This is a genomic window from Streptomyces humicola (genome assembly GCF_024436035.1).
GTDB lineage: Bacteria > Actinomycetota > Actinomycetes > Streptomycetales > Streptomycetaceae > Streptantibioticus_B > Streptantibioticus_B humicola.
The window spans coordinates 45854-63117 of record NZ_JANFNG010000019.1 but is presented as its reverse complement, the minus strand read 5'-3'; the positions used below and the strand labels follow the sequence as shown (position 1 = coordinate 63117).

The window sequence follows — 17264 nt, the reverse complement described above, 5'->3', positions numbered from 1 at the left end:
GAGCAGCGAACATGACTGCAGAGCGTTTCCGTGAGTTCAAGATGCCCGATGTGGGCGAGGGGCTCACCGAGGCCGAGATCCTCAAGTGGTACGTCGCGCCGGGGGACACCGTCCACGACGGGATGGTGGTCTGCGAGGTGGAGACGGCCAAGGCCGCCGTCGAACTGCCCATCCCCTTCGACGGCGTGGTCCACGAGATCCGCTTCCCCGAGGGCCGCACGGTCGACGTCGGTACGGCCATCATCACCGTCGACACCCAGCCGGGCGGGGCGCCCGCACCCGAACCGGCCCGGTCGGCGCAGGAACCGGCGACGCCGGAGCCCGCGCAGCCTGGGCCGGAGCCCGAGAAGAAGCGCCAGGCGGTGCTGGTGGGTTACGGCGTGAGCGAGTCGTCGACGAAGCGGCGCCCGCGCAAGCCCGTCGCCGGCGTCCCGGTGCAGGCCTCGGAGCTCAACGGGCGTGGCCGGACCACGACGCCGGCTCCGTCCGTGCAGTCCGTACCGTCCGTGCAGCCGTCGGAGCCGCGCCCGCTCGCCAAGCCGCCGGTGCGCAAGCTGGCCAAGGACCTCGGCGTCGATCTGGCGGCCGTGGTTCCCACCGGACCGCACGGCACGATCACCCGCGAGGACGTCCACGCCGCGGCGGCTCCCCCGCAGGAGCAGCCGGTGCGGCCGACCGCTCCGGCCCCCGTCGCATCCGCCGCGGAACGCGCGGAACGCGAACGCCGCGTCCCGATCAAGGGCGTGCGCAAGGCCACCGCCCAGGCGATGGTGACCAGCGCGTTCACCGCCCCGCACGTCACCGAGTTCGTGACGTTCGACATCACCCGCACGATGAAGCTCGTGCGGCAGCTCAAGCAGGACAAGGCCTTCGAGGGGCTGCGGGTGAGCCCGCTGCTGCTGGTGGCCAAGGCCCTGCTGGTGGCGATCAAGCGGCACCCGCAGGCCAACGCCGCCTGGGACGAGGCCAACCAGGAGATCGTCTACAAGGACTATGTGAACCTGGGCATCGCCGCGGCCACCCCGCGCGGCCTGATCGTCCCCAACATCAAGGACGCGCACACCAAGACGCTGCCGGAACTCGCCACCGCGCTCGGCGACCTGGTGGCCACCGCCCGCGAGGGCAAGACGCAGCCGGCGGACATGCAGGGCGGCACGGTGACCATCACCAACGTCGGCGTCTTCGGCGTCGACACCGGAACGCCCATCCTCAACCCCGGTGAATCCGCGATCCTCGCCTTCGGCGCGGTCAAGGAACAGCCGTGGGTCCACAAGGGCAAGGTCAAGCCACGCCAGGTGACCACCCTGGCGCTCTCCTTCGACCATCGTCTGGTCGACGGGGAGCTGGGCTCCAAGGTGCTCGCCGACGTCGCGGCCATCCTGGAACAACCGAAGCGGCTCATCACCTGGGCGTAGTCCCGCAGCCTCGTAGTAGCAGTCACGGGCCCGGCGCGTACATCGCGGCCGGGCCCGTCGTCCGTATCCCGGACGCCACCTCCCCGCGCATACATGATGTATCTATGATGTGCTCATCATGATTTCGACTGCCTCCGGCACCACCACCAAGCAGCCGCCCGCCGCCGAGCGGGTCTACGCCCATGTCAAGCAGGCCGTGCTCGAACGGCGTTACGAGGGCGGCACGCTGCTCACCGAGGGCGATCTCGCCGAGGCGGTCGGGGTCTCACGCACCCCCGTACGGGAAGGGCTGCTGCGCCTCGAAGCGGAAGGGCTGATCAAGCTCTACCCGAAGAAGGGCGCGCTCGTGCTCCCGGTCTCCGCACAGGAGATCGCCGACGTAGTCGAGACCCGGCTGCTCGTCGAGGAGCACGCGATCCGCAAGGTCGTCCCGGCTGAACCTCAACTCCTCCGCAAGCTGGAGGAGTTGCTGGCCGAGCACGAGGAGCACGCACGGACCGGTGACCTCGCCGCGGCCGCCGTCACCGACCGCTGCTTCCACGCGGAGATCGTCCGCGCCGCAGGCAACGCGATCCTGTCCCACCTGTACGACCAGCTGCGCGACCGCCAGCTGCGGATGGGCGTGCAGGTGATGCACGCCGACCCGGGCCGCGTCGCCAAGAACATCGCCGAACACGGAGAACTGCTCGCCGCGCTGCGGAGCGGCGACGCAGACGCGGCGGCAGCGATGGTCCACCGGCACGTCAGCCGGGTGAAGGCCCTGGTGAGGGGGGAGGCATGAGCGTGATCGAGACCGACAGGAACAAGCTGAGACTGCCCGGCGACCCGCCGGGCGGTTCGCGTGCCGTCGCCGTGTGGAGCATCGGCGTCCTCGTCTACATGATCGCCGTGGTGCACCGCTCCAGCCTCGGCGTCGCCGGCATCGACGCGGCGGCGCGCTTCCACGTCAGCGCCTCCGAGCTGTCCACCTTCTCCATCCTCCAGGTGCTGGTCTACGCGGGGATGCAGATACCCGTCGGCCTGCTCGTCGACCGGTTCGGTACCAAGCGGGTGCTCAGCGTCGGCATCGTGCTACTCACCGCCGGGCAGCTGGGGTTCGCGCTCTGCCACTCGTACGGCCTCGCCCTCGGCGCCCGCGCGGTGCTGGGCTGTGGGGACGCGATGACGTTCATCAGCGTGCTACGACTCGGCGCGCGCTGGTTCCCGGCGCGGCGCGGACCGCTGATAGCCCAGGGCGCCGCGCTGTTCGGCATGGCCGGCAACCTCGTCAGCACGCTGCTGCTCTCGCGGCTGCTGCACTCGATCGGCTGGACGGCGACCTTCGTGGGCACGGCGCTCGGCGGCGCCCTTGTCCTGATCCTCGTGCTGACCTGTATGAAGGACCATCCAGAGGGCTTCGAACCGCCGCCTTCCGAGCCGCCGTCGGCCGCCGCCGTCCGCAGGCAGCTCGTCGACGCCTGGCGGGAGCCGGGCACACGGCTCGGGATGTGGGTGCACTTCACCACGCAGTTCTCGGCGATGGTGTTCCTGCTGCTGTGGGGGATGCCGTTCCTCGTCGAGGGGGAGGGGCTTTCTCAGGGCGCGGCGGGCACGCTGCTGACGCTCGTGGTGGTCTCCAACATGGCGCTGGGGATGGTCTTCGGCCAGGTCATCGCCCGCCATCACGGTGCGCGGATGCCACTCGCGCTGGGCGTGATCGCGACGACGGCCACGGCTTGGATCGCGGTTCTCGCCTGGCCGGGGGCGCACGCGCCGATGTGGCTGCTGATCGTGCTGTGCTCCGTGCTCGGGGCCTGCGGCCCGGCGTCGATGATCGGCTTCGACTTCGCCCGCCCCGCGAACCCGCCGGAGCGGCTGGGCACGGCGTCGGGAATCGTCAACATGGGCGGCTTCACGGCGTCGATGATCGCGCTGCTGGCTATAGGCGTCCTGCTCGACGCGACGGGCGACAACTACGCGATCGCGCTCAGCAGCATCTTCGTGCTGCAGGGTCTCGGCCTGAGCCAGATCCTCCGCCTGCGCCGCCGCGCGGCGAGGCGCGAGCGCGAGCGGATCACGGTCAGCCGCGTTTCGGCGGTTCACGTCCCCGCGTGATCGGCCGGGTCCCGTAGCGGGGCGGCTGCGCGCCGCGGGGCGGCATGGCCCTGTGCCGGGCGCAGGTTGCGTCTCCGCGCCGAAGGCGCGATCCGCGGCGCGCAGCAGCCGCCGTCCCGGCGGTATGGCGCTACGGCGTCACCGCGAAGTGCGCCAGGATCGCCTCCGCCAGGCGCTGGTCGCCCTCGACCTTCACACGGTCGTCGACCGCATCCGCGCGCACCCGGCCGCAGGCGAGGCGGACATACGTCTCCCAGTCCAGGGTGAGCGTCGCCGCGGGGCCCAGCGAGACATGGCCGTCGATCGTGCCGCGCCCCTCCGCGTCGACGCGGACGGTGCGCATGAATTCGAGGGGGCCGTGGACGTCGAAGACCACCGCGGAGCCGGCCGGCGCCGCCGCGTCCTTCGCGACAACCTTCGGCAGCGCGGCGAGCAGCGCGTCGCGGGCCACTACCGCGGCCGGTGAGTCGAGGTTGCCGGGCTTGTCCAGCGCCCGGCGCAGATCCTGCTCGTGCACCCAGACGTCCAACACCCGCGTCTGCAGGGAGCGTTCGAGTGTCGTCTCGGTGCCCATCAGGCCGGGCACGGTCGTTTCCGGGTCGCGGTTCTCGTTGCGCAACTGCCTCGCACGCCGGATGATCGTGTACTCCAGTTCGGACGTCATCTCCGGGCCGGTGTGGCAGCGCCGCACATCGACCGGCACCTCCATGTAACGGCTGAATTCGTCCTTGACGTGGAAGAGATCGCGTGGGAGAGAGTGAATCGGCCGGGGGTCGCCGAGCTTCTCGCACTCGAGGCCGATGATGTGCGAGACGACGTCCCGGACCGACCACCCCGGGCATTCGGTCGCCTTGTTCCACTCGCCCTCGGCGAGCGGCGCGACCAATTCCGATATGGCTTCTATGGATTGGGTCCAGGCGTCGATGTAGGGCTGGAGGGTGCTGTGGACGGTCACGGGACCTCTCGAACGATCGGTGCGCGGTCGTGGCGGTGTGCGCCCCAAATTACGCTGTGCGCTGGCACCATGGCAGTGCTTTCGTGTGACGATCGTAGAGCCCGCGGGGGCGGGCCGGACCCATGGACGGTGGTACTGTGCGCGCTTCGCTCCTCCAGATCGACGTCAAGCCGGACGAGCCGGTGGAAACCCGCCGGGAGCGGGTGGCGGGGCTGGTACGCGCACAAGACGGTGCCGATCTGGTCGTGCTCCCGGAGCTGTGGCCCATGGGCGCCTTCGCCTTCGACGCGTTCGCCAGTCACGCCGAGCCGGCCGACGGACCGACCGCCCGGGCGATGGGCGCCGCGGCGCGTGACGCGGGCGTATGGCTGCACGCGGGGTCGATCGTGGAACGTGCCACGGACGGCACGCTGTACAACACCTCGCTGCTCTTCTCACCTGACGGCGAGCTGAACCGTACCTATCGCAAGATCCACCGCTTCGGCTTCGACAAGGGCGAGGCGACCTTGATGGGAGCCGGGCGCGAGATCGTCACCGCGCCCGTCGTCGACACCGTCATCGGCCTCGCCACCTGCTACGACCTCCGTTTCCCCGAGCAGTTCCGGCTGCTCGTCGACGCCGGGGCGCAGCTGCTCGTCGTCCCGGCCGGGTGGCCCGCGCGACGCCGCGCGCACTGGTCGCTGCTGGCACGCGCCCGCGCCGTGGAGTCGCAGGCGTATGTCCTCGCCTGCGGCACGGCGGGTACGCACGCGGGGGTCGAGCAGGCCGGCCACAGCGTCGTCGTCGACCCGTGGGGCGAGGTCGTGGCGGAGGCCGGGGCCGGGGAGGAAACGCTGACCGTGGAACTCGATCCCGCGAAGGTGGCGAAGACGCGGGCTGAGTTCCCGGTGCTGCGCGACCGCGTGCTCGGGCTCCCGACGCCGTAGTCGCCGCGCCGGGCCCGGCGGGCCCCGCCGGCGCGAGGGGTACGCCCATCCGGTCAACGTTCGGGTTGCGGCAGGCGCGCCCCGTGGACTTCCGGGTGCGGTGATCACACGATCACATTCAGTAGCGATCGTGGTGATCGTCTCGCGCAGGAAGTCCGCAGGAGCCCGTATGTCCCGCACACCGTCCCTGTCCCCACTCCGCCCGCCGCGCATTGCCGCGGTGGTCGCCCTCGTGCTCGGTCTGTTCATGGCCGTGCCCGGCTCGGCGGCCGGCACGCCCGTTCACGGCGTGCACTACGTCGCGCTCGGCGACTCATCCGCCGCAGCGTCCGGCGTTCCCGACACCGTCGACGCACGGTGCATGCGCTCGAACCACAACTATCCGTCCATCGTGGCGCGACGGTTGCACGTCGTCTCGTTCAAGGACGTCACGTGCGACGGCGCGCGCACCGAAACCGTCTTCGCCGAGCAGCTGCGTGCGGTCACTCGCGGCACCAACTTGGTGACCCTCAGCATCGGCGGCAACGACGTCGGGTTCTCACGCATCGTCGCCAAGTGCACCGCCCTCGGAACGTTCGACTCGAACGGCTCGCCCTGTCAGGTCAGTTACGGCAGTAGCGGTTCCGGCGGTTCCGACGAGTTGCAGGGGCGGCTGGCGGCCGCGGAGCCGAAGGTCGTGAAACTGCTGCGGGCGATCCACCGGCGCGCCCCCCGCGCCCGTGTCTTCCTCGTCGGCTATCTCCGGCTCGTCCCCGTGGACCATCGGGGCTGCCGTCCGCGTGAGATGTTCGGCAACGGCGACCTGGCCTACCTCGGGACCTTCGAGAACGCGGTGAACAGGATGCTGGCGCAGGCGGCGCGCAGGGGCCACGCGGTCTTCGTCAACAACCACCCGGCCAGCCTGCGCCACGACTTCTGCGAGGCGCGCAACGTCCGCTGGTCGGAGGCGCTCTTCCCGACCAACCCCGCCCTGCCGTTCCACCCGAACGCGCGCGGTGAACGGGCGATGGCGAACGCGGTTCTCGCCGCCGTCCGCCGCTGACCGCCCCCGGACACGAGCACCGCCACGCCCTCAGTGGTGGTGCTCGTGTTTGCGTTCGCGTTCGACCGTCCCTCTTTGCGGGACGACTCGCCGCCTAGGAATCGATCACCTATCTAGCCGACGCGAGCAGCGCCCTCCGGCCAGACCACATCTACCGGGATCCCAGCCTCGCGCGCCTCGATCACCACCCGCCACCTCGATGAGGCGATCGAACAACGGGGCGTGGTCCGGCTTCACCTTTGCCTGTCGGTAATCCTCCGAGGGCAGCACCACCACGAGGCGACCACCGGCATCCACTACTGCCTCGGCGAAGAGCGAGTCAGCAGTCCCGCCCGTCAAGAGCATGTGGCGAACGTAGGCACCCACAAGGAACCCACGCTCGGCGAGCCGGCTGATGCACCGCTGAAGTGTCTTCTCCGCGTCACGGTTCTCTCGGATGCTTACAAGTTCCCCGGCTATATCCAGAAAGTCCTTCAGCAGGCAGAGGGGTCATCCGAATCAGTCCCAGACGTGATCACTTGCTCTTTGCAGACGGCGCACCGGCCACCAGCCTGAACCCAGAGGATCTTTCGGGTCATCTCGGAGACGCTCATGGTTGAACGTAGCAATGAAAGTCAGTGCGGCGTGGCTGCTCGTCGAATCTCAGTGGCTCAGCCGAGATAGGGCCGATCCCGGTGTTCTAGGTAGTGCGTCAGCCGCAGCCGCTGTGTGTGGTGCATGGGCAGCGCGTCCAGGTCGCCGGAGGAGACGTAGCGCAGCTCTGTCGACTCGTCCGACATGGCAAGCGTCCCGCCGACCACGCGTGCCGTGAAGACGACAGCGAACTGCCGGCGTACCTCGCCGTCGCTGTAGGCGATGACGTGCTTCGGGTCGGTGTACGTGCCCACGAGCCCGGTGATCTCGACCTCTAGGCCGGTCTCTTCCCGCACTTCGCGAACGGCAGTCCCGGACGTCGATGCGTTCCCTTGCCTGCGTGAACAGATCAACGAACGTGGACACGGGGAGGTTTGCCCGTTGGTCGTACAGCGCGATCAATTCGGGACTCACTGCCCGTGCTGCTCGTGCCTGCCTGAGTGCTGGCCAAAGTGCGTGCACGTCTTCCCCTAGTGCCTCGGCTGCCTTGAATGCGGTTGCTCGCCTAGGGGTGCGCCCGAGGTTGACCCACCGTTCAAACGCTCTTGGGATCCACCCCGGTTGCGTTGGCGAGGTCCTCGTGCGTCCATCCACCGGACACCATGACGGCCCGCAGGCGCTCATTCCGCATGATCAGTGTCACCCCGCACTTCCGGACGTTGCTAGGGACGTTCTACCCCCTGTGGGACGTCCCGAAGTGGGAAACGTACGAGGTTCCTCCGTCCCGAGGACCGGTACGAGGATCGGCGCATGACCAAGCCGCAGCGATACCCCACAGCACCGGTTGAGTTGCCGTTGCGGTTGGAGCCGGACCCGAAACCTACGGCCGGTTGTGACGTGTGCTTCGCGCTGGATTCGCAGCGAACGGAAGCCAGGATGCGCGGGGACCATTCCGGGTCAGTGACCTGAACGTGGAGATTCGCAGACACGCTCACGGGGAGTGTCCATGACGCGCTCAGTCATGCGGTACGTGCCTCACACGATCCGGCACGCACCAGAGAGCGGGATCACGTACGAAGCGTTTTGCGTCGCGTATGGCTGTGGCGCCGAATCCGGCCCGCAGGAAGAGCAGGAAACGGCGCAGGACTGGTGTCTACAGCACACCGGCCGGACCGGCCACGATCTCTTCCGGCGCGTGTTCACCGACCACGCCCGCGTGACGCGAGAGCAGTAGACCCCGGCCCGCTGCGCGACGGCGAGCAACACAGCTCAGCGGGTCGGCTGCACCCGTCCGTGGGTCCCGTCGCCACGCATGGGCGGGGCATCCGCGTGGCCCTGCTCACAGCCACCCCGGGCCGGATACCTCCCGTCGGATGGCACCCTTGATCCCATGACCGATGCCTCACCCGCCCCGCGCGCCCGTGCCCGTGTCCGTGCCCCTGAGCTGGTCGGGAAGGGCGGCTGGCTCAACACCGGCGGCAAAGAGCTGTCCCTTGCCGATCTACGAGGTAAGTGCGTCGTGCTCGACTTCTGGACGTTCTGCTGCATCAACTGCCTGCACGTCCTGGACGAGCTGCGTGAGCTGGAGGAACGGCACCGCGACACCGTCGTGATCATCGGGGTGCACTCGCCGAAGTTCGTGCACGAGGCCGACCACGCGGCCGTCGTCGACGCCGTCGAACGGTACGGGGTGCACCATCCCGTCCTCGACGACCCGGAGCTCGCGACCTGGAAGCAGTACGCGGTACGGGCCTGGCCCACCCTCGTCGTCATCGACCCCGAGGGCTACGTTGTGGCTCAGCACGCGGGCGAAGGGCATGCGCACGCCATCGCCACTCTCGTCGAGGAGCTCGAGGCCGAGCACGCGGCGAAGGGGACGCTGCGGCGCGGCGACGGCCCCTACGTGCCGCCGGAGCCCGAGCCGACGGATCTGCGCTTCCCCGGCAAGGCGGTGCGGCTTCCGTCCGGCACCTTCCTGGTCTCCGACACCACCCGGCACACCCTCGTCGAACTCGCGGAGGACGGGGAGACCGTCGTACGGCGGATCGGCGGCCCCGGCACCTTCAACGAGCCGCAAGGGCTGGCGCTGCTCCCGGACGGCAAGGTGATCGTCGCCGACACGGTCAACCACGCGCTGCGGACGTACGATCCGGCCACCGGTGACATCGAGCTCGTCGCCGGGACCGGGAAGCAGTGGTGGCAGGGGTCGCCGACCTCGGGACCGGCCCGCGAGGTGGATCTCTCCTCGCCGTGGGACGTGGCGTGGTTCGACGGGCGAGTGTGGATCGCGATGGCCGGCGTCCACCAGCTGTGGAGCTACGACCCGGAGCGCGGGACGGTGGAGGTGGCGGCCGGCACGACCAGCGAGGGCCTGGTCGACGGCGCGGCGGGTCAGGCGTGGTTCGCACAGCCGTCGGGGCTGGCGGCCGCCGGCGACCGGCTGTGGGTGGCGGACTCCGAGACCTCGGCGCTGCGCTGGGTCGAGCGCGACGGCGACGCATACGCCGTGCACACCGCCGTGGGCACCGGCCTTTTCGACTTCGGACACCGCGACGGACCGGCCGAAAAGGCGCTCTTCCAGCACCCATTGGGCGTCACCGCACTGCCCGACGGCTCGGTCGCCGTCTGCGACACCTACAACCACGCATTGCGGCGCTTCGACCCGGCGACGGGCGAGGTGACCACGCTCGCGACCGATCTGCGCGAGCCGTCCGCCGCGGTGGTCGTCGGCAGCGACGTCGTCGTCGTCGAATCGGCCCGGCACCGGCTGACCCGGCTCCGGCTCCCCGAGGAGGCGGTGCGCGTCGAGGCGGCCGCGCACCGCACCCAACGGCCTGCGACCGAAGTCGCCCCGGGGCGGCTGCAGTTGGACGTGATCTTCACGGCTCCGGCCGGCCAGAAGCTGGACGAGCGCTACGGGCCGTCCACCCGGTTGTTGGTCTCCGCCACGCCGCCGGAGCTGCTCGCCTCCGGTGAAGGACCGGGCACGGACCTCACCCGCGAACTGACGCTGGACGCGTCCGTCGGCGAAGGGGTCCTCCACGTCTCCGCGATGGCCGCCTCATGCGACGACGACCCTGAGAACGAGTACCCGGCGTGCCACGTCCACCAGCAGGACTGGGGCGTCCCGGTCCGGTTGACGGAGGGCGCGACATCACGGCTGCCGCTCGTCCTGGCGGGTATGGACGATGACCGCTGAACGCGGCCGCCGGCCCGGTCACCCCTTGAGGAACGCCTTCAGCGCTCGCGCCAGCAGGAACGGGTCGTCCGCGCCGCACAGTTCGCGCGTCGAGTGCATCGACAGGATCGCCACGCCGATGTCGACGGTGGTGATGCCGTGCCGTGCCGCCGTGATCGGGCCGATCGTCGTGCCGCACGGCACGGCGTTGTTGGAGACGAACGACTGCCACGGCACGTCGGCGCGTTCGCACGCGGCGGCGAAGATGCCGCGCCCCGCGCCGTCCGTGGCGTACCGCTGGTTGACGTTGACCTTCAGGATCGGGCCGCCGTTGGGCAGCGGGTGGTGGCCGGGGTCGTGCCGTTCCGGGTAGTTGGGGTGCACGGCGTGGCCGGTGTCGGAGGAGAGGCAGATCGTCCCGGCGAAGGCTCGCGCCCTGTCTTCGTACGTACCGCCGCGCGCGAAGACGGACCGCTCCAGCACGCCGCCGAGCAGCGGTCCCATCGCGCCTGTGTCGGCCTGGCTCCCATTCTCCTCGTGGTCGAAGGCGGCCAGTACGGGGATGTACGGGAGCGGGCCTGAGGCCACCGATGCGAGCGCGGTCGTACCCGCGTGCACCGAGAGCAGGTTGTCCAGCCGCGGCGCCGCGAGCAGCTCGCGGTCCCGGCCGAGGTAGGCGGGGGGCTGCACGTCGTGCGTCATCAGATCCCAGCCGACGACCTCGTCCGCGTCGAGCGACGCCTCCTGCGCGAGGAAGCGGATGAGCGCGCCCTCGTCGACGTCCCCGAGCCCCCAGATCGGCTGCAGGTGCTTCTGGCGGTCGAGCGTCATGCCCTCGTTCACCTGGCGGTCGAGGTGAATGGCGAGCTGCGGTACGCGCAGCAGAGGGCGGTCGACGGCGACGAGCCGGTGGCTGCCGTCGCGCAGCGAGAGCCGGCCCGCGATGCCGAGGTCACGGTCGAGCCACGAGTTGAGCAGCACGCCGCCGTAGATCTCCACGGCGACCTGCCGCCAGCCGTGCGCACCGGCGTCGGGGCGCGGCTTGACGCGCAGGTTCGGCGAGTCGGTGTGCGCTCCGACGATGCGGTACGGCGTCTCGGGGCCGGCGTTCTCGGGGACGTACCAGGCGATGATCGCGCCGCCGCGCAGCACGTACTTGCCGCCGGGCTGCGCATCCCACGCGTCGGTCTCCTCGACCTGCCGGAAACCGGCCTTCTCCAGCCGCTCGGCGGCGCTTGCCACCGCGTGGTACGGCGTCGGGCTCGAGCCGAGGAAGGCGATCAGGTCGTCGGTGTGGGCGCGGTCGAAGCTCATGCGGACAGCATAGAAGCGCGCGGTGACTGCTGCCGTCAGAACGCCTCTTCCGGCAGCTCCATGAGCTCGTTGGTCACGGACTCGGCCTGCTCGCGCTGGATGGCAATGCCCGGCAGCACGGTGTCGGCGAAGAACTTCGCGGCCGCGATCTTGCCGAGGTAGAAGGCCTTGTCCTTCTCGTTCGCACCGGCCAGCTTCTCGGCGGCCACCGCGGCGCCCTTGAGCAGCAGGTAGCCGACGACCACGTCGCCGGAGGCGAGCAGCAGGCGGGTGGTGTTGAGCCCCACCTTGTAGATGGACTTCACGTCCTGCTCGGTGGCGGCGAGGTCGGCGAGCATCGCGCCGACGATTGCCTCCAGGTCGACGGCGGCCTTGGCGAGCTTCTCGCGCGCCGGGGCCAGCTCCTCGCCGCCGACGGCGTCGGCCAGGAACTTCTTGATCTCCTCGGAGAGGGCGGTGAGCGCCTGGCCCTGGTCGCGGACGATCTTCCGGAAGAAGAAGTCCTGGCCCTGGATGGCGGTGGTGCCCTCGTAGAGGGTGTCGATCTTCGCGTCCCGGATGTACTGCTCGATCGGGTATTCCTGCAGGTAGCCGGAGCCGCCGAGGGTCTGCAGGGACTGCGCGAGCTGCTCGTACGACTTCTCCGAGCCGTAGCCCTTGACGATCGGCAGCAGCAGGTCGTTGAGACGGTTCGCGGCGGAGGCGTCCTCGCCCGCAGCCTCCTTGATCAGGATCTCGTCCTGGACGGCGGCGGTGTAGAGGACGAGGGCGCGCATGCCCTCGGCGTACGCCTTCTGCGTCATCAGCGAGCGGCGCACGTCCGGGTGGTGGGTGATGGTGACGCGCGGCGCGGTCTTGTCCATGAACTGGGCGAGGTCGGCGCCCTGGACGCGCTCCTTGGCGTACTCCAGCGCGTTGAGGTAGCCCGTGGACAGCGTCGCGATGGCCTTGGTGCCGACCATCATCCGCGCGAACTCGATGATCTTGAACATCTGGCGGATGCCGTCGTGCTTCTCGCCGAGCAGCCAGCCCTTGGCCGGGTGCCTGGCGCCGAAGGTCATCTCGCAGGTGTTGGAGGCCTTCAGGCCCATCTTGTGCTCGACGTTGGTGGCGTAGACGCCGTTGCGCTCGCCGAGCTCGCCGGTCTCCCAGTCGAAGTCGTACTTCGGCACGATGAACAGCGACAGGCCCTTGGTGCCGGGCCCGGCGCCCTCGGGGCGGGCCAGCACGAAGTGGATGATGTTCTCGGCCATGTCGTGCTCGCCCGAGGTGATGAAGCGCTTGACACCCTCGATGTGCCAGGTGCCGTCGGGCTGCTGGATCGCCTTGGTGCGACCGGCGCCGACGTCAGAGCCGGCGTCCGGCTCGGTGAGCACCATCGTGGAGCCCCACAGCCGGTCGGTCATCCGCTGGGCGATCTTGTGCTGCTCCTCGGTGCCCTCGTCGTAGAGGACGCCCGCGAAGGCCGGGCCCGACGCGTACATCCACACGGCCGGGTTGGAGCCGAGGATGGTCTCGGCGAAGCCCCACAGCAGGGAGCGCGGCGCGGTGGTGCCGCCGATCTCCTCCGGAATGCCCAGCCGCCACCACTCGGCGTCCATGTACGCGGCGAAGCTCTTCTTGAAGCTGTCCGGGACCGGCGCGGTGTTGGTCTCGGGGTCGAAGACCGGCGGATTGCGATCGGCGTCGGCGTACGACTCGGCGAGCTCGTTCTCCGACAGACGGGCGATCTCGCTGAGGACGCTCTTGGCGGTGTCCACGTCCATCTCGGCGAACGGTCCGGTGCCGTAGATCTTGTCGCGGCCGAGAACCTCGAACAGGTTGAACTCGATGTCGCGCAGGTTCGACTTGTAGTGGCCCATGACGTAAGGCTCCGTCTGGTCGGGAGAAGCTCTACTGGTTAGTAGTCGCCACTATGCTACCCGCGGGTAATAAGAAGCAACCACCGTTCGGGTCTATGACCCTCGTTACTCTGTAGCGCGTGTACGGCTACGACCAGACCTCTGCAGCAGGCGCCACCGCACCGCCCCCCGTCGGAGCGCCGGGACCCGGCGGGTACGCGGGGCAGCCGCCGCTGTACCCCGAGCCGTCGCCGCCGTCGCTCGCCGACGCCGTGCGGGCCTTCACCACGGGGTCGATGTCCGCTGAGGACTTCCAGAACATCTTCGCCACCTCCAAGGTCTACTGCCCGCGCGGCGAGAATCCCGGCTTCCTGGCGCTGCACAACACCCAGCAGCCCGTGATCCCGATGTTCACTTCGCTCAAGCAGCTGCGCCGGTATGCGGGCAAGGAGTCTAAGTACTTCATGATCACGGGTGCGGAGGTGCTGGACCTGCTGCCGACGGGATACGGATTCGTGCTCGACATGGAGGGCGAGCACCGGATGGTCTTCGACGCGAAGGCGGTCGAGCAGATGGTCGACTTCGCGATGCGCCGTATGTATGGCTAGACGCCGTTGCTGCACAGACGGCTACATGCCACTGCTGCGCAGATGGCTGATTTTGTGACGACGGGAATGAGTACCTCTTGCGGCTTGTTCACCCTTCAACTAAGTTGAACGTTGAACATCCGAGGAGGGTGTCATGCCTGCCGTGACCGCACAGAACCCGTTGGCCCTGCCGCGTGTGGCTGCGCCTTCGGGCGCCGTTCCCCGGCCGGTGCTCGCCGTCTCCACCGCGCCGAGCGGATTCGAGGGCGAGGGCTTCCCGGTCCGCCGCGCCTTCGCCGGAATCGACTACCGCCACCTCGATCCGTTCATCATGATGGACCAGATGGGTGAGGTGGAGTACGCGGTCGGAGAGGCCAAGGGAACGCCCTGGCACCCTCACCGCGGCTTCGAAACCGTCACGTACATCATCGACGGAACGTTTGTGCACCAGGACTCGCACGGCGGTGGCGGCGTCATCACCGACGGCGACACGCAGTGGATGACCGCGGGCTCCGGCCTGCTGCACATCGAGACTCCGCCCGAGGAGCTCGTGGTCTCCGGAGGGCTCTTCCACGGCCTTCAGCTGTGGGTCAATCTGCCGAGCCACGACAAGATGATCCCGCCGAAGTACCAGGACATCCGTGGCGGGAGCGTCAAACTGCTCGCCTCCGAGGACGGCGGTGCGCTGCTCCGGCTGATCGCGGGCGATCTCGCGGACCACGCCGGGCCCGGCTCGACGCACACCCCGATCACGATGATCCACGCGTCCGTCAACCCGGGCGCCGAGCTGACGCTGCCCTGGCGCCCGGAGTTCAACGCACTCGCCTACGGACTCGCAGGGCGCGGCGCGGCCGGCACGCAGGGGCGGCCGTTCCGCATGGGGCAGGCGGTCGTTTTCGGCAGCGGGGACTCGCTCACCATCCGCGCCGACGAGACGCAGGACTCCCGCAGCGCCAATTTCGAGGTCGTGCTGCTCGGCGGTGCGCCGATCCGCGAGCCGATGTTCCACTACGGGCCGTTCGTGATGAACACGCACGCCGAGCTGGCGCAGGCCTTCGAGGACTTCAAGGCGGGACGGCTCGGCACCGTCCCGGTGGCGCACGCCTGACGGTGGCGCACCCCTGATCACGCCCGATACGCGCCGGCGTGGGCTTGGGCCTGCGCCTCGTACAGCTCGAACCAGATCGACTTCCCGTTCCCCCGCGGCTCCACGCCCCACGCGGCCGCCAGCTCGTCGAGCAGCATCAGTCCGCGCCCGGACGAAGCCATCTCGCCCGGCGAGCGCCGGTGCGGCATGTCGTCGCTGCGGTCGGCCACCTCGATGCGCAAGCTGCGCGAGCCCGGGCGGCCGAGGATGGTGACGCTCAGCGCCGCGTCGCCGTCGGTGTGCACGAGCACGTTGGTGCACATCTCCGAGACCATGAGCACGGCCGCGTCGACCTGTTCGGGGCCGTTCCAGTCGTGGAGCAGCGCGCGCACCTCGTCCCGTGCGCCCTTGATCCGCTTCGGTTCGTCCTGGGCGACGGTGAGCACCGCACGGCGCGCCGGGAACGCCATATCGTCCCCGGCTTCGCCGCAGCGCAACAGCAGCAGCGCCAGGTCGTCCTCGCGGCGGTCCGCGAGCGGTCCCGTGGTGTGGTGGGACGGCGGGCCGTGCACGGCGGTGACGAGCGAGTCGGCGAGCGATTCCAGGTCGTCGACGGGGCCCTCGCTCAGCACTTTCGTCAGCCGGGTCCAGCCGGAGTCCATGTCGTGGCCGCCGGTCTCGATCAGTCCGTCCGTGCACACCAGAAGCACCTCACCCGGGTCGAGGGCGAGGCGCGTCGTCGGGTAGTCGGCGTCGGGGTCGATGCCGAGCGGTAGGCCGCCCGGCGTGTGCCGGATGATCGTCGTTCCGTCGGCGAGGCGTATCGCCGGGTCGAGGTGGCCGGCTCTGGCGATCTCGATGGTTCCGCACCCCGGGTTGACCTCGAGGTAGAGGCAGGTGGCGAAGCGTTCGGCCGCGGCCTCGGCGTGGCCCTGGCCGTTACCGTCCGGTCCCGGCGCGCTGAGCCCGGCGAGGAAGCGGGAGGCGCGCGAGAGCACCGCGTCCGGCGCATGCCCCTCGGAGGCGTAGGCGCGCAGGGCTATCCGCAGCTGCCCCATCAGCCCGGCCGCGTGGACGTCGTGCCCCTGGACGTCGCCGATGACCAGGGCGGTGCGGCCGGACGGCAGGTCGATCACGTCGTACCAGTCGCCGCCGACCCGCAGCCCGCCGCCGGTGGGCACGTAGCGCGCGGCGAGCGCCATTCCGCCGATCTCCGCCTTGTGAGTGGGCATCATCGTGCGCTGCAGCCCGTCGGAGAGCTCGCGCTCGGATTCCTGCAGGTGGGCGCGGTCGAGTGCCTGGGCGAGCATCCGTGCCACCGTGGTGAGCACGGACCGCTCGTCCGGGGTGAAGTCGACGTGGTTGCGGAAGGCGGCGAGCCAGGCGCCGATCGTCCCGCCGGCCACGACGAGCGGCAGGAACGCCCAGGAGGAGCGGCCGAACGGCTCGACGATCGGCCAGGTGTCGGGGAACCGCTCGCGGTAGGCGCCGGGGGTGGGCAGATAGATGGCGCGGCCGGTGCGGGCCACCTCGGCCGCCGGATAGTTGGTCTCCACCGGCATCTCCAGGAACGGGCGCTCGTCGCCCTCCCTGTGGCCGTGGTGGCCGATGATGTTCAGCCGGTCGCCCTCGACCTTGAAGATCGCCATGCCCTCGGGCGAGAAGCCGGGCATGGACAGGGTGGAGGCCACCCGCAACACTTCGGCGGTGCTGTTCGCCTCGGCGAGCGCGCGCCCGGCGTCGAGCAGGAAGGCCTCGCGCGAGCGCTGCCAGTCCAGGGTGCCCGGGGTCATGCCCGTGGTGGGCATCTGCGGGCAGCCCTCGGGGACCTCCTGCAGCGTTCCGCCGAGGAAGAGCACCTCGCCTGACCCGATCGGGTGGACGCGGTTGCGCACCCGGCGCAGGATCGTGCCGTCGTCCCCGACAACCCGCAGGACGGACTCGGCGACGGTGCCCTCGGTCAGCGCGAGGGAGACGAGCCTGCTGAATTCGACGTAGTCCTCGACGTGGTACCGGGCCCGTATCACGGTGTCCCGTACCTTCGCGGGCTGGGGCGGCAGGCCCAGCAGCCGGGCGGTGACGCGGTCCATCTCGACGACTCCGGAGACGCTGTCCCAATGCCAAAGGCCGGTGCCGACGGCCGTCAGGACGTCTTCGGCCCGGACCGGCTGTGGGGCGCCATCCGAATACATCGAGCCCACTTTAATGAGATTTCCTCAGATATCTACCCCTGTGTTACTTGGGTTGGTGCA

13 protein-coding genes and 3 pseudogenes are annotated in these 17264 nt (G+C 69.7%); 9 read left to right on the top strand and 7 right to left on the bottom strand.

What is annotated here, in order from left to right; genetic code table 11:
• Window positions 1-11 precede the first annotated feature (11 nt).
• From NGB36_RS22085 to NGB36_RS22075, 3 genes are all read left to right on the top strand, one after another.
• Entirely contained in the window at window positions 12-1415 is a 1404-nt protein-coding gene (locus tag NGB36_RS22085; protein ID WP_255922124.1) for a dihydrolipoamide acetyltransferase family protein, read from the top strand.
• A gap of 118 nt (window positions 1416-1533) precedes the next feature.
• Window positions 1534-2196, top strand: a complete 663-nt coding sequence (locus NGB36_RS22080) for a GntR family transcriptional regulator (protein ID WP_255922123.1) — start codon at window positions 1534-1536, stop codon at window positions 2194-2196.
• Complete coding sequence (locus NGB36_RS22075) at window positions 2193-3509, top strand: MFS transporter (RefSeq protein ID WP_255922122.1); 1317 nt, start codon at window positions 2193-2195, stop codon at window positions 3507-3509. The genes NGB36_RS22080 and NGB36_RS22075 overlap by 4 nt, the downstream gene beginning before the upstream one ends.
• Before the next feature lie 130 nt (window positions 3510-3639).
• On the opposite strand, the gene NGB36_RS22070 is transcribed toward NGB36_RS22075, so the two are convergent.
• Window positions 3640-4464 carry a maleylpyruvate isomerase family mycothiol-dependent enzyme gene (locus NGB36_RS22070; RefSeq protein ID WP_255922121.1) on the bottom strand — a complete coding sequence of 275 codons (825 nt, stop codon included), beginning with the start codon at window positions 4462-4464 and terminating at the stop codon, window positions 3640-3642.
• A gap of 137 nt (window positions 4465-4601) precedes the next feature.
• On the opposite strand from NGB36_RS22070, the gene NGB36_RS22065 reads away from it, so the two are divergent.
• Together NGB36_RS22065 and NGB36_RS22060 are read left to right on the top strand one after the other, a co-directional pair.
• A complete protein-coding gene (locus tag NGB36_RS22065; RefSeq protein WP_255922120.1) occupies window positions 4602-5390 on the top strand; it encodes a carbon-nitrogen family hydrolase in 789 nt (262 codons plus the stop codon).
• A gap of 169 nt (window positions 5391-5559) precedes the next feature.
• Window positions 5560-6432: an SGNH/GDSL hydrolase family protein gene (locus NGB36_RS22060; protein WP_255922119.1), complete on the top strand. Its 873-nt coding sequence runs from the start codon at window positions 5560-5562 to the stop codon at window positions 6430-6432.
• A 113-nt stretch (window positions 6433-6545) separates the two neighbouring features.
• On the opposite strand, the pseudogene NGB36_RS33860 reads toward NGB36_RS22060, so the two are convergent.
• From NGB36_RS33860 to NGB36_RS22045, 3 pseudogenes are all read right to left on the bottom strand, one after another.
• Window positions 6546-6897: pseudogene (locus NGB36_RS33860) on the bottom strand (hypothetical protein).
• A gap of 185 nt (window positions 6898-7082) precedes the next feature.
• Window positions 7083-7388 (bottom strand): annotated as a pseudogene (locus tag NGB36_RS22050) (NUDIX domain-containing protein); the annotation flags it as partial.
• A pseudogene (locus tag NGB36_RS22045) lies at window positions 7381-7696 on the bottom strand (helix-turn-helix domain-containing protein); the annotation flags it as partial. The pseudogenes NGB36_RS22050 and NGB36_RS22045, both read right to left, overlap by 8 nt.
• 315 nt (window positions 7697-8011) lie before the next feature.
• Between NGB36_RS22045 and NGB36_RS22035 the strand changes: the two are divergent.
• Both NGB36_RS22035 and NGB36_RS22030 read left to right on the top strand, forming a co-directional pair.
• Window positions 8012-8239 (top strand): DUF7848 domain-containing protein, encoded by a 228-nt coding sequence (locus NGB36_RS22035; protein ID WP_255922118.1) that lies wholly within the window; start codon window positions 8012-8014, stop codon window positions 8237-8239.
• Between the two features lie 156 nt (window positions 8240-8395).
• Window positions 8396-10204, top strand: a complete 1809-nt coding sequence (locus tag NGB36_RS22030) for an NHL domain-containing thioredoxin family protein (protein ID WP_255922117.1) — start codon at window positions 8396-8398, stop codon at window positions 10202-10204.
• Between the two features lie 18 nt (window positions 10205-10222).
• Here the strand turns inward: NGB36_RS22030 and NGB36_RS22025 are convergent, their stop codons facing one another.
• Together NGB36_RS22025 and NGB36_RS22020 are read right to left on the bottom strand one after the other, a co-directional pair.
• The gene (locus NGB36_RS22025) at window positions 10223-11497 is read right to left on the bottom strand and encodes a M18 family aminopeptidase (RefSeq protein ID WP_255922116.1); all 1275 of its coding nucleotides are present in this window, start codon (window positions 11495-11497) and stop codon (window positions 10223-10225) included.
• 35 nt (window positions 11498-11532) lie between these two features.
• Window positions 11533-13359 carry an acyl-CoA dehydrogenase gene (locus NGB36_RS22020; protein WP_255922114.1) on the bottom strand — a complete coding sequence of 609 codons (1827 nt, stop codon included), beginning with the start codon at window positions 13357-13359 and terminating at the stop codon, window positions 11533-11535.
• Window positions 13360-13478: 119 nt separating this feature from the next.
• Between NGB36_RS22020 and NGB36_RS22015 the strand changes: the two genes are divergently transcribed.
• Together NGB36_RS22015 and NGB36_RS22010 are read left to right on the top strand one after the other, a co-directional pair.
• A complete protein-coding gene (locus NGB36_RS22015) occupies window positions 13479-13946 on the top strand; it encodes an SseB family protein (protein ID WP_255922113.1) in 468 nt (155 codons plus the stop codon).
• A gap of 133 nt (window positions 13947-14079) precedes the next feature.
• Window positions 14080-15033, top strand: a complete 954-nt coding sequence (locus tag NGB36_RS22010) for a pirin family protein (protein ID WP_255922112.1) — start codon at window positions 14080-14082, stop codon at window positions 15031-15033.
• A gap of 17 nt (window positions 15034-15050) precedes the next feature.
• Here NGB36_RS22010 and NGB36_RS22005 read toward each other — a convergent pair whose 3' ends face one another.
• Window positions 15051-17204: an ATP-binding SpoIIE family protein phosphatase gene (locus tag NGB36_RS22005; RefSeq protein ID WP_255922111.1), complete on the bottom strand. Its 2154-nt coding sequence runs from the start codon at window positions 17202-17204 to the stop codon at window positions 15051-15053.
• Window positions 17205-17264: the final 60 nt, after the last annotated feature.